This is a genomic window from Pseudomonas weihenstephanensis, assembly GCF_001043055.1.
In the GTDB taxonomy this organism is placed as follows: Bacteria; Pseudomonadota; Gammaproteobacteria; order Pseudomonadales; family Pseudomonadaceae; genus Aquipseudomonas; species Aquipseudomonas weihenstephanensis.
The window spans coordinates 84,441-99,939 of the sequence record NZ_JYLF01000003.1 but is presented as its reverse complement, the minus strand read 5'-3'; the positions used below and the strand labels follow the sequence as shown (position 1 = coordinate 99,939).

General features: G+C 57.4%; 10 protein-coding genes. 6 read left to right on the top strand and 4 right to left on the bottom strand.

Annotation, left to right across the window (positions count from 1 at the left end; translation table 11 throughout):
- Positions 1-48 precede the first annotated feature (48 nt).
- Together eprS and TU86_RS08030 are read left to right on the top strand one after the other, a co-directional pair.
- Positions 49-2,982, top strand: a complete 2,934-nt coding sequence (gene eprS / locus TU86_RS08035; protein ID WP_420876363.1) for an autotransporter serine peptidase EprS — start codon at positions 49-51, stop codon at positions 2,980-2,982.
- A gap of 74 nt (positions 2,983-3,056) precedes the next feature.
- Positions 3,057-6,161, top strand: coding sequence for an autotransporter serine protease (locus tag TU86_RS08030; RefSeq protein WP_082152870.1), 3,105 nt, complete (start codon positions 3,057-3,059; stop codon positions 6,159-6,161).
- Between the two features lie 73 nt (positions 6,162-6,234).
- On the opposite strand, the gene gyrB is transcribed toward TU86_RS08030, so the two are convergent.
- The 4 genes from gyrB to dnaA are packed head-to-tail and all read right to left on the bottom strand — an operon-like array spanning position 6,235 to position 12,436.
- On the bottom strand, positions 6,235-8,652 hold the full coding sequence (gene gyrB, locus TU86_RS08025; protein WP_048364274.1) for a DNA topoisomerase (ATP-hydrolyzing) subunit B: 2,418 nt from the start codon (positions 8,650-8,652) through the stop codon (positions 6,235-6,237).
- A gap of 5 nt (positions 8,653-8,657) precedes the next feature.
- Positions 8,658-9,761 (bottom strand): DNA replication/repair protein RecF, encoded by a 1,104-nt coding sequence (gene recF, locus TU86_RS08020; RefSeq protein WP_048363775.1) that lies wholly within the window; start codon positions 9,759-9,761, stop codon positions 8,658-8,660.
- Between the two features lie 21 nt (positions 9,762-9,782).
- Positions 9,783-10,886 (bottom strand): DNA polymerase III subunit beta, encoded by a 1,104-nt coding sequence (gene dnaN / locus TU86_RS08015; RefSeq protein WP_048363774.1) that lies wholly within the window; start codon positions 10,884-10,886, stop codon positions 9,783-9,785.
- Positions 10,887-10,924: 38 nt separating this feature from the next.
- Positions 10,925-12,436, bottom strand: a complete 1,512-nt coding sequence (gene dnaA, locus TU86_RS08010; protein WP_048363773.1) for a chromosomal replication initiator protein DnaA — start codon at positions 12,434-12,436, stop codon at positions 10,925-10,927.
- A gap of 563 nt (positions 12,437-12,999) precedes the next feature.
- On the opposite strand from dnaA, the gene rpmH reads away from it, so the two are divergent.
- The 4 genes from rpmH to yidC are packed head-to-tail and all read left to right on the top strand — an operon-like array spanning position 13,000 to position 15,478.
- On the top strand, positions 13,000-13,134 hold the full coding sequence (gene rpmH, locus TU86_RS08005; RefSeq protein WP_003213577.1) for a 50S ribosomal protein L34: 135 nt from the start codon (positions 13,000-13,002) through the stop codon (positions 13,132-13,134).
- 16 nt (positions 13,135-13,150) lie between these two features.
- Positions 13,151-13,552: a ribonuclease P protein component gene (gene rnpA / locus TU86_RS08000; RefSeq protein WP_203302153.1), complete on the top strand. Its 402-nt coding sequence runs from the start codon at positions 13,151-13,153 to the stop codon at positions 13,550-13,552.
- Positions 13,545-13,790, top strand: a complete 246-nt coding sequence (yidD, locus tag TU86_RS22380) for a membrane protein insertion efficiency factor YidD (protein WP_048402126.1) — start codon at positions 13,545-13,547, stop codon at positions 13,788-13,790. The genes rnpA and yidD overlap by 8 nt, the downstream gene beginning before the upstream one ends.
- Before the next feature lie 2 nt (positions 13,791-13,792).
- Positions 13,793-15,478 (top strand): membrane protein insertase YidC, encoded by a 1,686-nt coding sequence (gene yidC / locus TU86_RS07995; protein ID WP_048363771.1) that lies wholly within the window; start codon positions 13,793-13,795, stop codon positions 15,476-15,478.
- Positions 15,479-15,499 lie beyond the last annotated feature (21 nt).

Genomic DNA, 15,499 nt, shown 5'->3' with positions numbered 1-15,499 from the left:
AAGTGAGCTTTTATGAACAAGGACGTTCGTCGTGGCAGCGCCGCGCCTATGCTGTGCGCCAGCCTGCTGGTACTGCTTTCAACCCCCGCCCGTGCGCAGTATCAAGAACAGGGTACGCTCGGCGATGTCGCCAGTTGGCGCTCAGCCGAGTACCAACAGGATTGGGGCCTCAAGCGTCTGTCAGCCGATGCCGCTTACGCCGCAGGCAACACCGGCGCCGGGGTCAAGATTGGGGTGATGGACTCCGGTTTTGACGCCAGCCATCCCGAAGCCGCACGTTTTCATGCCGTGACGGCCAACGGTCAATCCGCAGACGGCACACCGTTTTCAGTCGGCGGCCAGCTCAACCCGCGTAACGACTCCCACGGCACTCACGTCACGGGCACCATTGCCGCCGCCCGCGATGGCGTCGGCATGCACGGGGTCGCCTTTAATGCCGATCTGTATGTAGCCAATACCAATCAAAACGACAGCTTTCTGTTTGGCCCCAAGCCTGACGCCCTGTATTTCAAGGCCGCTTATAACGCGCTCGCCGATGCCGGGGTACGCGCCATCAACAACAGTTGGGGCAGCCAGCCCAAAGACGTGAACTACCAAACCCTCGACGGCCTGCACGCCGCCTATGCACAGCACTACAACCAGAACACATGGCTGGATGCTGCGGCCGATGTGTCGCGGCGTGGCGTGATTAACGTGTTCAGCGCCGGTAACAGTGGGGTGGCCAATGCCAGCGTGCGCTCCGCACTGCCGTATTTTCAGCCCGACCTGGAAGGGCACTGGCTGGCCGTGTCGGGGCTGGATAAAAACAATCAGCAAAAATATAACCAATGTGGCATCGCCAAATATTGGTGCATTGCCACGCCCGGCGCGCTGATCAACAGCACCATTCCCGGTGACGGCTACGGGGTTAAATCCGGTACGTCGATGTCTGCCCCCCATGCTACTGGCGCCTTGGCGTTGGTCATGGAGCGCTATCCATATCTGAATAATCAGCAAGCCCTAGAGGTGCTATTAACGACCTCGACGCAACTGGACGGTTCGATCACCGACACGCCCACAACCCGTGTGGGCTGGGGTGTGCCCGATCTGGACCGGGCAATGAAAGGGCCGGGCCAGTTACTCGGCACCTTCGATGTGCAATTGGCGCCCGGGCAACAAGATGTATGGAGTAACAACCTGTCAGATACCGCCTTGGCGGCACGCCAGAAAGAAGACGCTGCTGAGCACCAAGCCTGGCAACAAACTCTGATCGACAAGGGCTGGACTCACGGCCTGGCGAGCAACGCCAGTCAGCAAGAGCACACCGATTATGCGATTGGCATGGCCCGCGATGCGGCTGGCGCACAACGTGAATATCAGGGCAGCTTGATAAAGTCCGGCGCAGGCAGCCTGACGTTGAATGGCACCAACACGTATCGCGGCGCCACCACCGTCAATGGCGGCAGGCTCAACGTCAACGGTTCGCTGGCGTCGAGGGTGACGGTTAACAACAGCGGTTCACTCGGCGGAACGGGCCGTGTTGGCGGATTGATTGCCAACGCGGGGGCTACCGTGGCTCCGGGCAACTCGATTGGGACCTTGCAGGTCGACGGCAATGTGACCTTCGAACAAGGTTCAACCTATGCCGTGGAGTTATCCACAGCCCACAGTGACCGCCTGCTCGTGAGTGGCGAAGCCGTGCTCAATGGCGGTGTTGTGACGCTGGCGCTGGAAAACAACCCTGACGTCCTGACCCAGCCACAAGCACGCAGCATGCTCGGCCGTCAGTATCAAATCCTGCAAGCCGCAGGCGGGGTGCAAGGGCAATTCGCCAGCGTTGTACCTCATTACCTGTTCATCGGCGCTAGCCTCGATTACTCGGCCACGGCCGTGCAACTGGACATCGAGCGTAACGCCACCCCCTTTGCCCACGTCGCGGCGACGCCCAATCAGCGGGCCGTGGCGGCGGCCAGTGAACAACTCGGTGCTGGCAATGCGGTGTATGAGAGCGTGCTGAGCGCGCCTTCCATCGCAGTGGCGCAAAGCGCGTTTCAACAGTTATCCGGTGAAATTTACCCGGCACTGGGCACGATGCTGATCAACGACAGCCGCCAATTGCGCGACGCGGTAGGCGAACGCCTCAACCCGGCAGGCACCCGCAATGCTCCGCCAACAGCACCTAACGTGTGGATCAAAGCGCTTGGGGCATGGGGCAAAACCGACAGCCGCCACGACACGGCTGATTACACCACCTCGATTGGCGGCCTGCTGGCGGGTGTTGATGGGGCACTCGACGACGACACCCGATTGGGTGTGCTGGGCGGTTACAGCGACAGCTCGCTGAACATGGGCGCGGGTACGCATTCGCGGGCGACGGTGGACAGTTACCACGTGGGCACCTACCTCGGCCATACACTGGGCGCCGTGCGGTTGAGCGGCGCAGCCACCTACAGCTGGCATCGCGCCGATGTGAAGCGCGACTTGCACTACAACGACAACAGCGCCAAACAAAAAACCAAACGCGACGCGCAAACCGTGCAGCTGTTTACCGAAGCGGCTTATCGCATGAACGTACCCGCACTGAGCCTGGAACCGTTCGTCAATCTGGCGTACATCCATTTGAACAGTGACGGCTTTACCGAAAAAGGTGACGCCGCCGCGCTCAAAGCCAGCCAGGACCAGCGCGATGCCGTGCTTAGCACCGTGGGCCTGCGGGCGCTGAAAACCGTGCATATCGCCGCCCAGCCGCTGGAGCTGGCGGGCAGTGTGGGCTGGCAGCATGCCCTCAGCTCGGTCGATTCAGACGCGCATCTGCGTTTCGCTTCGGGTGGCCCCTCCTTTGCGATTGAAAGCTCGCCTCTGGTGCGCAACGCCGCACTGGTGGGCGCGCAGGCGAGCCTGGCGATCAATCGCGATCTGCGGATCAATCTGGATTACAGCGGCCAACTGGCCACTCAGGAGAAAAGCCACGGAGTGGGCTTGAGCCTGAATTGGCAGTTCTGATGCCCCAACGTTCATCCCTCCCTGTGCCTCAAGGCGCAGGGCTAATCAGCAATCCACCAAGGAAGGTTACCGGCATGGAATCACTACGTGGGCAGCGTCTGCCTGTGCAAGAAAAACGCGCACTACCGTTTAGCAAGCGTGCGCTTTCAGTGAGCCTGGGGCTGGCGACCCTGAGCCTGCTAGGCCAGGCGCAAGCCGCACCTTATATAGAAGCAGGGAGGGGCGGGCAGCCTGACAGCTGGCGCAGCCCTGAATTCAAGGCCGACTGGGGGTTGGGCGCCATCAACGCGCAAGACGCTTACGCGGCAGGTTACAGCGGTAAAGGCGTCAAACTCGGGATCTTCGACCAGCCGGTGTACGCCCAACACCCCGAATTCAGTAGCCCGAACAAAGTGGTCACAGTGGTGACTACAGGGATTCGCGAATACACCGACCCCTACATTCGGGTCAAAGCCGGAGACGCGTTTATTTACGATGGCAGCCCGTCCACCGGCTCCAATGGCAAACTGGGCTCGCACGGCACCCACGTCGGCGGCATTGCCGCCGGTGACAGAGACGGTGGCCCCATGCATGGTGTGGCGTATGGCGCGCAGATCATCATGGCGGACAACGGCGACCCCGGCCCCGAAGACGGCATTATTCGCGGCAATGACGGTGCGGTGTACAAGGCCGGGTGGGATGCACTGGCGGCCAGCGGAGCACGGATCATCAACAACAGCTGGGGCATTGGCATCACCGATAAATTCAACCTCGGTGGCAGCAATCCGGCTTACCCGCATTTCACGGTGAACGACGCGCAAGCTCAGTTCGATCAAATCCTGCCATTGCTGGACACCAAAGCAGGGGGTGCCTACCGCGGTGCTATCGAATCTGCGCGCAGCGGTATCGTGACTATTTTCGCCGCTGGCAATGACTACAACCTGAACAACCCCGACGCGATTGCAGGGCTGGCGCACTTTGTACCGGACATCGCGCCGAACTGGATCACCGTCGCCAGCTTGCAGCAAAACCCGGATAGCAACAGTACAACGCCTTACACCCTGAGCAAGTTCTCGTCCCGCTGCGGGTATGCGGCGAGTTTTTGTGTGTCAGCACCGGGTAGCACTATTTACAGCGCAATCATTGAAGGCACCACGCTGGAAAACATGACCGTCGGTTATGGCAACAAAAGCGGCACCTCAATGGCGGCGCCCCATGTGGCGGGCAGTGCGGCCGTGTTGATGGAGCGCTTCCCCTACATGACCGGTGCGCAGATCGCAGGCGTGCTGAAATCCACAGCGACTGACCTGGGCGCGCCGGGCGTCGACGAGTTGTATGGCTGGGGCATGATCAACCTGCACAAAGCCATCGACGGCCCGAGCATGTTGATTGCCGATGCCGATATTCCACAACCCTTGCGGGTTGAAGGGACTTATGGCAACGGCCAGTTTGTGGCGAACTTGCCCGGCGTGGGCGCCCTCATCGATGCGGGTAAACCCACAGAACGACGTTGTACCGACATCAGTTGTGGGCGTGATGTATGGCGCAACGATATTAGCGGGCACGGCGGGCTGACCAAACTCGGTCTCGGCACGCTGGTGTTGACGGGTGCCAACACCTACAGCGGCCCGACAGCGGTCAATCAGGGCCTGCTGGCCATCAATGGTTCGCTCAGCTCGGCCGTGACGGTGAACGCTGGCGGCACCCTGGGCGGCAGTGGTCAGGTCGCGGCGCTCACGGCGACCCACGGCGGCACTGTGGCACCGGGCAATTCCATCGGTACGCTGAACGTGGCGGGCGACATAACGTTTGAATCAGGCTCGACCTACGCCGTGGAGTTATCCCCCACCCAAAGCGACCGGATCGTGGCGGGCGGCAAAGCCACACTCAAGGGCGGCACCGTGACACTGGCGCTGGAAAATAACCCCGCGCTGCTAAGCCGCCAGCAAACCCAAAGCCTGTTGGGGCAACACTTCGACATCCTGCAAGCGGCCGGCGGAATTGACGGCCAATTTGGCGACGTGTTGCCCAATTATCTGTTTATCGGCGGGCAACTCGATTACTCCGCCACGGCAGTGCAGTTGGGTATCGAGCGCAATGCAACCTCCTTTGCCAGCGTCGCGTTGACCGCCAATCAACGCGCCGTGGCACAAGCGGCTGAAGGCTTAAACGCAGGCAACGCCGTCTACGAAGGCGTTTTGCTGTCACCTTCGGTGGCCCGTGCGCGTCAGGCCTATCAGCAATTAAGCGGTGAAATACATCCCGCGATTGCTACGCAATTGATCAACGACACCCGTCACCTTCGCGATGCCGTGGGTGATCGTCTTCGCCAGCACGACTTATACAGCGCCAGCCCAGAAGTAGCAGGGCAAAACAACGTGTGGGTCAAAGCCCTCGGTGCGTGGGGTAAAACCAACTCAGGTTCAGCCAACGCCAACTACACCACCTCTTTGGGCGGGATGTTGGTGGGCGCGGACGGTTTAATAAGCGATGCGACACGCCTGGGTGTGTTCACCGGTTATAGCCACAGCGGCCTGAACATGGGGGACGGCACGCATTCAACAGCCTCCACCGACAGCTATCACCTGGGTGCATATCTGGGGCATGAAATTGACGCGCTGCGCTTGAGCGTTGGGGGTTCTTACAGCTGGAACCGCATCGATGTAAAACGCGAGGTGCAATTCGCCGACATCGACGCCAAACAGAAAACCAAACGCGACGCCCAAACCGCGCAAGTGTTTACCGAAGCCGCCTATCGCGTCGAGATGCACACACTGGCGCTGGAACCCTTCGCCAACCTGACGTACGTGCATGTGGGCAGCGACAGCTTCCATGAAAAGGGTGGGGCAGCGGCTCTGCAAGGTCGTCGTGATAATCGCGAAGCGGTGCTCTCGACCTTGGGCTTACGGGCCGCAAAAACCCTCACATTAGGCTGTGATCAACAGCTGGACGTGGCGGGGAGTTTAGGGTGGCAGCACAACCTGAACGCCGTGCATTCGGATCAGGATTTGAGCTTCGTGGCGGGCAGTACCGCGTTTAGCGTGCAAAGCGTTTCATTGGCACGCGATGCAGCCGTGGTGGGCGCTCGAGTGGGCATGGCACTGGGTAAAGCTACGCGCCTGGAGCTGGATTACAACGGGCAATTAAGCAACAAAGAAAAGGCGCATGGCATGGGTTTGAATCTGAGCTGGCAGTTCTGATCGCCTGTATCGATCGCGCATAAAAAAAGGCCAACGCTGAGCGTTGGCCTTTTTATTGCGCATTACACCCGCATCAGAAGTCCAGGTTGGACACTGCCAGTGCGTTGCTCTCGATGAACTCACGACGTGGTTCAACGGCGTCGCCCATCAAGGTGTTGAAGATCTGATCTGCACCGATCGCGTCTTCAATGGTGACTTTCAGCATGCGACGCACGCTTGGGTCCATGGTGGTTTCCCAAAGTTGATCCGGGTTCATTTCACCCAGACCTTTGTAGCGCTGGATGGTGTGGCGCTTGGTGCTTTCGGCCATCAACCAGTCCAGTGCTTCTTTGAACTCAGTCACGGCCTTTTTACGCTCACCGCGCTGAATGTACGCGCCCTCGTCCAACAGAGTGCTCAGTTGAGCGCCCAGTGTCACAACGGTTTTGTAATCGTTGCTGCCGAAGAAGTCGCGGTTGAATGTGATGAAGGTCGAGTGGCCGTGGGAGATCAATTCGACCTCTGGCAACCAGACGTTACGCTCACGGTCTTCACGCAGGCTGGCTTTGTACACCAGGCCCGACTTCTCGACCAGACGCAGACGGGCTTCGTACTTGCTCATCCAGTCTTGCATGGCCGCGTGGTCGCCCAACTGCTCAAGGCTCACGGCTGGCAGGTAGATGAAGTGCTCGGTCAGCTCTTGCGGGTACAGGCGCGACAAACGCTTGAGGGTTTTCATCACCATGCGGAAGTCGTAAACCAGGCGTTCCAACGCCTCACCGGAGATGCCCGGGGCTTCTTCGTTCAAGTGCAGGCTGGCGTCTTCAAGCGCCGACTGGGTCATGTACTCTTCCATGGCCTCGTCGTCTTTGATGTATTGCTCTTGCTTGCCCTTTTTCACTTTGTACAGCGGCGGCTGAGCGATGTAGATGTAGCCACGCTCGATCAGCTCTGGCAACTGACGGAAGAAGAAGGTCAGCAGCAGGGTACGGATGTGCGAACCGTCGACGTCAGCATCGGTCATGATGATGATGTTGTGATAGCGCAGCTTGTCGATGTTGTATTCGTCGCGGCCAATGCCGCAGCCCAGCGCAGTGATCAAGGTGCCGACTTCTTGCGAAGAGATCATCTTGTCGAAACGCGCTTTTTCAACGTTAAGGATCTTGCCTTTCAACGGCAGGATCGCTTGGGTACGGCGGTCACGTCCCTGCTTGGCGGAGCCGCCAGCAGAGTCACCTTCCACCAGGTACAGTTCGGACAGTGCCGGGTCTTTTTCCTGGCAGTCGGCCAGCTTGCCTGGCAAACCGGCGATATCCAACGCGCCTTTACGGCGAGTCATCTCACGGGCTTTACGGGCAGCTTCACGGGCACGGGCCGCGTCAATCATCTTGCCGACAATCAGCTTGGCTTCGTTCGGGTGCTCCAACAGGAAGTCGGAGAAGAACTTGCCCATTTCCTGTTCCACTGCGGTCTTCACTTCAGAAGACACCAGCTTGTCTTTGGTCTGAGAGCTGAACTTAGGGTCTGGCACTTTTACCGAGATGATTGCGGTCAAGCCTTCACGCGCGTCATCACCGGTGGTGGCAACTTTGTGCTTTTTGGCCAGGCCTTCAGCTTCGATGTAGGTGTTGAGGTTACGCGTCAGTGCCGAGCGGAAACCCACCAAGTGGGTGCCGCCATCGCGCTGCGGAATGTTGTTGGTGAAGCACAACAGGTTCTCGTTGAAGCTGTCGTTCCACTGCAAGGCGATTTCAACGCCAATGCCGTCTTCACGCTGAACATTGAAGTGGAAGACTTCGTTGACCGGGGTCTTGTTGGTGTTCAGGTAATCCACGAATGCGCGCAGACCGCCTTCGTACTTGAACAGCTCTTCCTTGCCGCTGCGCTCATCCTTGAGGACGATGCCTACACCGGAGTTAAGGAAGGACAGTTCACGAATCCGCTTGGCCAGGATGTCCCAGCTGAAGTGGATGTTCTTGAACGTCTCTGCCGATGGCTTGAAGTGGATCTGGGTCCCCGTGGTTTCGCTTTCGCCCACAATTGCCATCGGAGCCTGAGGAACACCGTGTACGTAAGTCTGTTCCCAGATTTTGCCGCTACGGCGCACTGTCAGAACCAACAGCTCAGACAGGGCGTTTACCACCGAAACACCTACACCGTGCAGACCGCCGGATACTTTGTAGGAGTTGTCATCGAACTTACCGCCGGCGTGCAGCACGGTCATGATGACCTCAGCTGCGGAAACGCCTTCTTCTTTATGCACGTCTACCGGGATGCCACGACCGTTATCGCGCACGGTGATGGATTCATCCGGGTGGATGGTGATGGTGATGTCGTCGCAATGGCCAGCCAGCGCTTCGTCGATGGAGTTGTCGACTACTTCGAACACCATGTGGTGCAGACCGCTGCCATCGTCGGTGTCACCAATGTACATACCGGGACGTTTGCGTACGGCATCAAGGCCTTTCAGCACTTTAATGCTCGTTGAGTCGTACGTGTTTTCTTCGCTCAATGCCTTCACTCCCGATGGTCGTGGGTCTGGGTGATACAGCCCTGTTCCACGTGGAACAGCGCAACTGGCGTTTCCGTCTGCCAGCCTTCCCTCAATAATTCGTGATCTACACAGGTGATAAACACCTGGCAGCGTAAGTCTTCCAACAAGCGACACAGTGCTTGGCGATGCTGCTCGTCCAATTCGGACGGCAGGTCATCCACCAGATAAATACATTGGCCACGTCGTGCCTGACTGACCAAATGCCCCTGGGCAATGCGCAACGCACACACCACTAACTTCTGCTGGCCGCGCGACAGAATCTCTGCGGCGTTGTGTGCGCCCAGCTTGAGGCGTAAATCAGCACGTTGTGGCCCAGCCTGGGTGTGTCCCATTTGCTGGTCCCGGTGGACGGACGCGGCGAGCACAGCGCTCAGCTCTCGGTCTTTGTCCCAACCACGGTAATAGCTCAGCGTTAACCCTTCGAGCTCAAGCAATTCGCTCAGGGTCTGCTCAAAGACTGGTTTCAAGGCTTTGATATAGGCGCGGCGGTATTCATCAATTTCAGCACTGGCCAGGCACAGTTCCCGGTCCCAGGCCGCTTGTGAAACGGCGTCGAGTGTACCATGCCGCAGCCATGAGTTCCGCTGCCGCAGGGCCTTCTGTAGCCGCTGCCAGGTCGACATGAAGCGTGGCTCGACGTGGAACACCCCCCAGTCAAGAAACTGCCTACGGATCTTTGGGGCACCTTCCAATAGACGGAAGCTGTCCGGGTTGATCAGTTGCAGTGGCAGTATCTCGGCCAATTGCGCGGCACTGCGCGCATTCTGGCCGTCGATACGGATCTGAAACTCGCCTTGACGGTCCCGCGAAATACCCAACGCACTGTGTCCGCCTTCTGCCAACTCGACCTGACCGAACACGGTGCAAGCCTGTTGTTCATGCTGAATCACAGGATTGAGTCGCACACTGCGAAACGAACGCGCCAAACCCAACAGGTGGATGGCTTCCAGCACGCTGGTTTTTCCGCTGCCGTTATCGCCGTACAGGATATTAATGCGGGGGGAGGGAGAGAAGGTCACCGGGTGCAGGTTACGCACCGCGGTGACTGTGACACGACTGAGGGACATCTAGCGCAGGCTGTGCATAAGTTACAGGCGCATCGGCATAACAACGTAGGCCGAGTCGTCGTTGTCCGACTCTTGCACCAGTGCACTGCTGTTAGAGTCGGAAAGGATCAGACGCACTTGTTCAGTGGTCATCACGCCCAGCACGTCCAGCAGGTAGCTCACGTTGAAGCCGATTTCGAGCGAGCCACCGTTGTAGTCAACGCCCACTTCTTCTTCCGCTTCTTCCTGTTCCGGGTTGTTGGCCTGGATTTTCAATTGACCATTAGCCAGTTGCAGGCGAATACCGCGGTACTTTTCGTTGGACAGGATCGCCGTACGGCTAAAGGCTTCGCGCAACGCCTGACGATCACCGATCACGGTTTTGTCACCACCTTTAGGGAGCACGCGCTCGTAGTCCGGGAACTTGCCGTCTACCAGCTTGGAGGTGAACGTGAACTCGCCCGTGGTGGCACGGATGTGGTGCGCGCCCAATACGATGCTGACTTCACCGTCCGGCTCGGTCAGCAGGCGTGCCAACTCAAGGATGCCCTTACGCGGCACGATGACCTGATGGCGGTCTGGCTGGCCAATATCGGCTTTCATCGAGCACATCGCCAGACGGTGACCGTCGGTGGCAACAGCGCGGATGATGCCGGCGGACACTTCCAGGAGCATGCCGTTGAGGTAATAACGCACATCCTGCTGCGCCATTGCGAAGCTGGTGCGCTCGATCAGGCGGCGAAGTTTGCTTTGCTGCAAGTTGCAGGTTAGCGAGCCCGGGCCTTCTTCAACCGTCGGGAAATCGTTGGCGGGCAACGTAGACAGGGTGAATCGGCTACGACCGGCTTTAACAACCAGCTTTTGATCGTCCAGCTTGATATCGATCAGCGCATCGTTCGGCAGGCTTTTGCAGATATCCATCAGCTTGCGCGCAGGTACGGTGATTTCGCCAGGCTCGGCGATGTCTTCTAGCTGAACACGGCCGACCAGTTCGACTTCAAGGTCGGTACCGGTCAGCGACAATTGCTGGCCTTCGACAACCAACAGCACGTTGGACAATACCGGCAAGGTCTGGCGGCGTTCAACGACGCCTGCGACCAGTTGCAGGGGTTTCAACAGGGCTTCGCGTTGAATGGTGAAATGCATGGTCTAGTCCCTTGCCTTAATAAGCTGCGCTGGTGTCATCAGGTGGTCAGTGTACGCAGCAGGTTCTTGTAGTCCTCGCGGATGTCCGCGTCGGATTCCTTGAGTTCGTTGATCTTGCGGCATGCGTGCAAGACCGTGGTGTGGTCACGACCGCCAAACACGTCGCCGATTTCCGGCAAGCTGTGGTTGGTCAGTTCTTTGGACAGTGCCATGGCGACCTGACGTGGTCGCGCTACCGAGCGCGAACGGCGCTTGGACAGCAAGTCTGAAATTTTGATCTTGTAGTACTCAGCGACCGTGCGCTGAATGTTATCCACAGACACCAGTTTGTCTTGCAGCGCCAGCAAGTCTTTCAGGGATTCGCGAATCAACTCAATGGTGATGTCGCGGCCCATGAAGTGCGAGTGAGCAATGACTCGCTTGAGTGCGCCTTCAAGCTCCCGCACGTTTGAACGGATGCGTTGGGCAATAAAGAAGGCAGCGTCGTGCGGCAAATCGACTTTGGCCTGGTCGGCCTTTTTCATCAGGATTGCGACACGGGTTTCAAGTTCTGGCGGCTCGACGGCAACGGTCAGCCCCCAACCGAAACGGGATTTGAGGCGCTCTTCAAGGCCTTCGATCTCTTTAGGGTAACGGTCGCTGGTCAGAATCACTTGCTGACCGCCTTCAAGCAGGGCGTTGAAGGTGTGGAAAAACTCTTCCTGGGACCGCTCCTTGCGGGCAAAGAACTGAATGTCATCGATAAGCAAGGCATCGACCGAACGGTAGAAGCGCTTGAACTCGTTGATCGCATTGAGCTGAAGGGCTTTAACCATGTCAGCAACAAAACGCTCCGAATGCAGGTAAACCACCTTGGCATTCGGGTTCTTTTTCAGCAGGTGGTTACCCACCGCATGCATCAAGTGCGTTTTACCCAAGCCAACGCCGCCATACAGGAACAGCGGGTTGTAACCATGTTTGGGGTTATCCGCCACCTGCCACGCCGCAGCGCGGGCCAGTTGGTTGGACTTGCCCTCAACGAAGTTTTCGAAGGTAAAGGTGCGGTTCAGGTAACTGGTGTGCTTGAGCGCGCCTTCGACTTGAACGGTACGTTGCTCAGCCCGGACCGGGGCCTGTTGCGAACTGGCGCCAGCCATCGGGTCGAAGCTGGCACGCGACGGTTCTTCGCTCGCTTGCGCAGCCTGTTTAGCCGCCGGAGCTGGCGCACTGACGGTATTGGCAGGTGCACTCGGAGCAGGCGCTGGCGCCTGTTGCGAGGCGGCGGCCGCCAGCGGTGCATTGGGCGCTGCACGAGGTGCCGAGCTGCGTTTGCTGCCTATTAATAAGGACAACGCTGGCGCCATGCCATTGCTGTGCTCATTCAATAGCTCAAGTAAACGGCTCAGGTACTTCTCATTCACCCAGTCGAGGACAAAGCGGTTGGGTGCATACACGCGCAACTCGTCGCCTTCGGCTTCGACCTGTAGTGGACGGATCCAAGTGTTGAATTGCTGGGCAGGCAGCTCATCGCGCAAAAGCTCTACGCACTGCTGCCAAAGTTCCACTGACACGGATATCCCCTAAGTTGAAAGCCGGTGAGGCAAAAACAGGCGCCATTGTAGCGGTCACTCGCCCACTTATCCACATGTAGGTTGCCTGTCTATAAGGAGATATTCGGTTTTTATCCCTAAAAAAAGCGACAAATGGTCGGTGCGTAAGCTCTGTGGATAAGCAGGCCTAAGCCCATTGCACAAGTGGGGGTGAAACGCTGTGCATAAGTCGCCTGTGGATAAGTGGCCCTTTCATGCACAGCTTTTCCGAAGGAGTGGCACAGGCAAAGCACGGCTTGTGGACAACCTTTCAATTCTCTATACACCTTGATTTATATGGCCTAGCGCGAGTTATCCACAGAAGGTGGCCTCTATAAGAGTAGTAAGTTCTTTAAAAGAGCTTTAAATACTTCGTTTTTTTATTTCTATAGTTGGCAGGCAAAAGGTTTGCGTAAAACCCTCGACATCTATTTACCAGGAAAGGCTGGTTGGAAATTGACCTATTGGCTTGCATTCTCTAGAATCGCCGGTCTCTTAAAACGGGGGCCATTCCGGCCCGTTGTGGACGAACCAGGTAGCACGACATGAAACGTACTTTCCAACCAAGCACTATCAAACGCGCCCGCACTCACGGTTTCCGTGCACGCATGGCTACTAAAAACGGCCGTGCCGTCCTGTCGCGTCGCCGCGCCAAAGGCCGTGCGCGTCTGGCAGTTTGATAATCAGACAATGGTGGTGAGTCAGGACTTCAGTCGGGAAAAGCGGTTACTCACTCCCCGACATTTCAAGGCAGTCTTTGACTCCCCCACCGGCAAGGTACCGGGGAAAAATCTCCTGCTCCTTGCGCGCAACAACGATCTGGATCACCCCCGCCTGGGGTTAGTGATCGGTAAAAAGAGCGTAAAGCTCTCCGTTGAGCGCAACCGCCTTAAGCGTTTGATGCGTGAATCGTTTCGTCTCCACCAGGATTTACTGGTTGGTTGGGATATCGTAATCGTCGCGCGCAAAGGTTTGGGTGACGTAGAGAACCCCGAATTGATTCAGCATTTCGGCAAACTCTGGAAGCGTCTGGCACGTAACACGCCAGTTCCAGCGGTTAAAACCGAAACTGTAGGGGTAGGCAGTCCTGATGCGTAAACTGGCACTCGTTCCGATCCAGTTTTATCGCTATGCCATTAGTCCTTTGATGGCCAGCCACTGCCGTTTCTACCCCAGTTGTTCCTGCTACGCGTTGGAAGCCATCGAAAATCATGGCGTTCTTCGCGGCGGCTGGCTGACCTTTCGTCGTTTAGGTCGCTGTCACCCGTGGAATCCCGGTGGTTATGACCCGGTTCCACCTATCCCTACCTCCCGTTCTTCTTCGATGGCCGAGTAATCATGGATATTAAACGCACGATCCTGATCGTCGCCCTGGCAGTCGTGTCCTACGTTATGGTTCTCAAATGGAACCAGGACTACGGTCAAGCTGCTCTGCCGACTCAGAATGTTGCCGCCAGCAGTACGACCGCGCCGGCTTTGCCCGACACGGTTCCAGGTAACAACGCTTCCAACAGTGCTGATGTCCCTAGCGCCTCTGCTGATACCAGCACCGTGACCGAAACACCGGTTGCTGCCAGCAAAGACCTGATTCATGTAAAAACCGACGTTCTGGATATTGCAATCGATCCACAGGGTGGTGACATCGCCCAGTTGCGTCTGCCGCTCTACCCGCGTCGCCAGGATCACCCGGATGTTCCGTTTCAGTTGTTTGATAACGGCAACGAACGCACCTATTTGGCACAAAGTGGCCTGACCGGCGTAGACGGTCCGGATGCTCGTTCGTCGGGTCGCCCTGTTTTCAGCGCTGAGAAAAAGACTTATGAACTGGCTCCAGGCCAGGATCAAATGGTTGTTGATCTCAAATTCAGCGAAAACGGCGTCAATTACATCAAGCGCTTCACGCTCAAGCGTGGCCTTTACGATGTACAAGTCACTTATTTGATTGATAACGAGAGCGGCAAGCCGTGGAACGGCAACCTGTTCGCGCAATTGAAACGTGATGCCAGCTCCGATCCTTCTTCCAGCACCGCCACCGGTACTGCGACTTACCTGGGCGCCGCCCTGTGGACAAGTGCAGAGCCGTACAAAAAAGTGTCGATGAAAGATATCGACAAAGGCCAACTGAAAGAAACCGTTCAAGGTGGCTGGGTTGCCTGGTTGCAACACTACTTTGTGACCGCGTGGATCCCACAGAAAGGCGATAACAACGTCGTTCAGACCCGCAAAGACAACCAGGGCAACTACATCATCGGTTTCACTGGCCCAACGTTGACCGTTGAGCCGGGCAAAACCGCTGAAACCAGCGCCACGTTGTATGCAGGACCAAAAAGCCAGGGCGTACTCAAAGAGTTATCCCCAGGTCTGGAACTGACTGTCGACTACGGCATTCTGTGGTTCATTGCCCAGCCTATTTTCTGGCTGCTGCAACATATCCACAGCATCGTGGGTAACTGGGGCTGGTCGATCATCTTCCTGACCATGCTGATCAAAGGGATCTTCTTCCCGCTGTCGGCTGCCAGCTACAAATCGATGGCTCGCATGCGCGCTGTGGCGCCAAAACTGGCCGCTCTGAAAGAGCAGTTCGGTGATGACCGTCAGAAAATGTCGCAAGCGATGATGGAGCTGTACAAGAAAGAGAAGATCAATCCACTGGGCGGCTGCTTGCCGATTCTGGTGCAGATGCCGGTCTTCCTGTCCTTGTACTGGGTACTTCTGGAAAGTGTTGAAATGCGCCAAGCGCCGTTCATGCTCTGGATTACCGACCTGTCGATCAAAGACCCGTTCTTCATTCTGCCGATCATCATGGGCGCAACCATGTTCATCCAGCAGCGTCTGAACCCGACTCCGCCGGACCCGATGCAGGCCAAGGTGATGAAGCTGATGCCAATCATCTTCACCTTCTTCTTCCTGTGGTTCCCGGCAGGTCTGGTGCTGTACTGGGTTGTGAACAACTGCCTGTCCATCGCGCAGCAGTGGTACATCACGCGTAAAGTTGAAGCCGCTACCAAAAAAGCAGCTGAATAACTTACTCTGATGCGCACCACT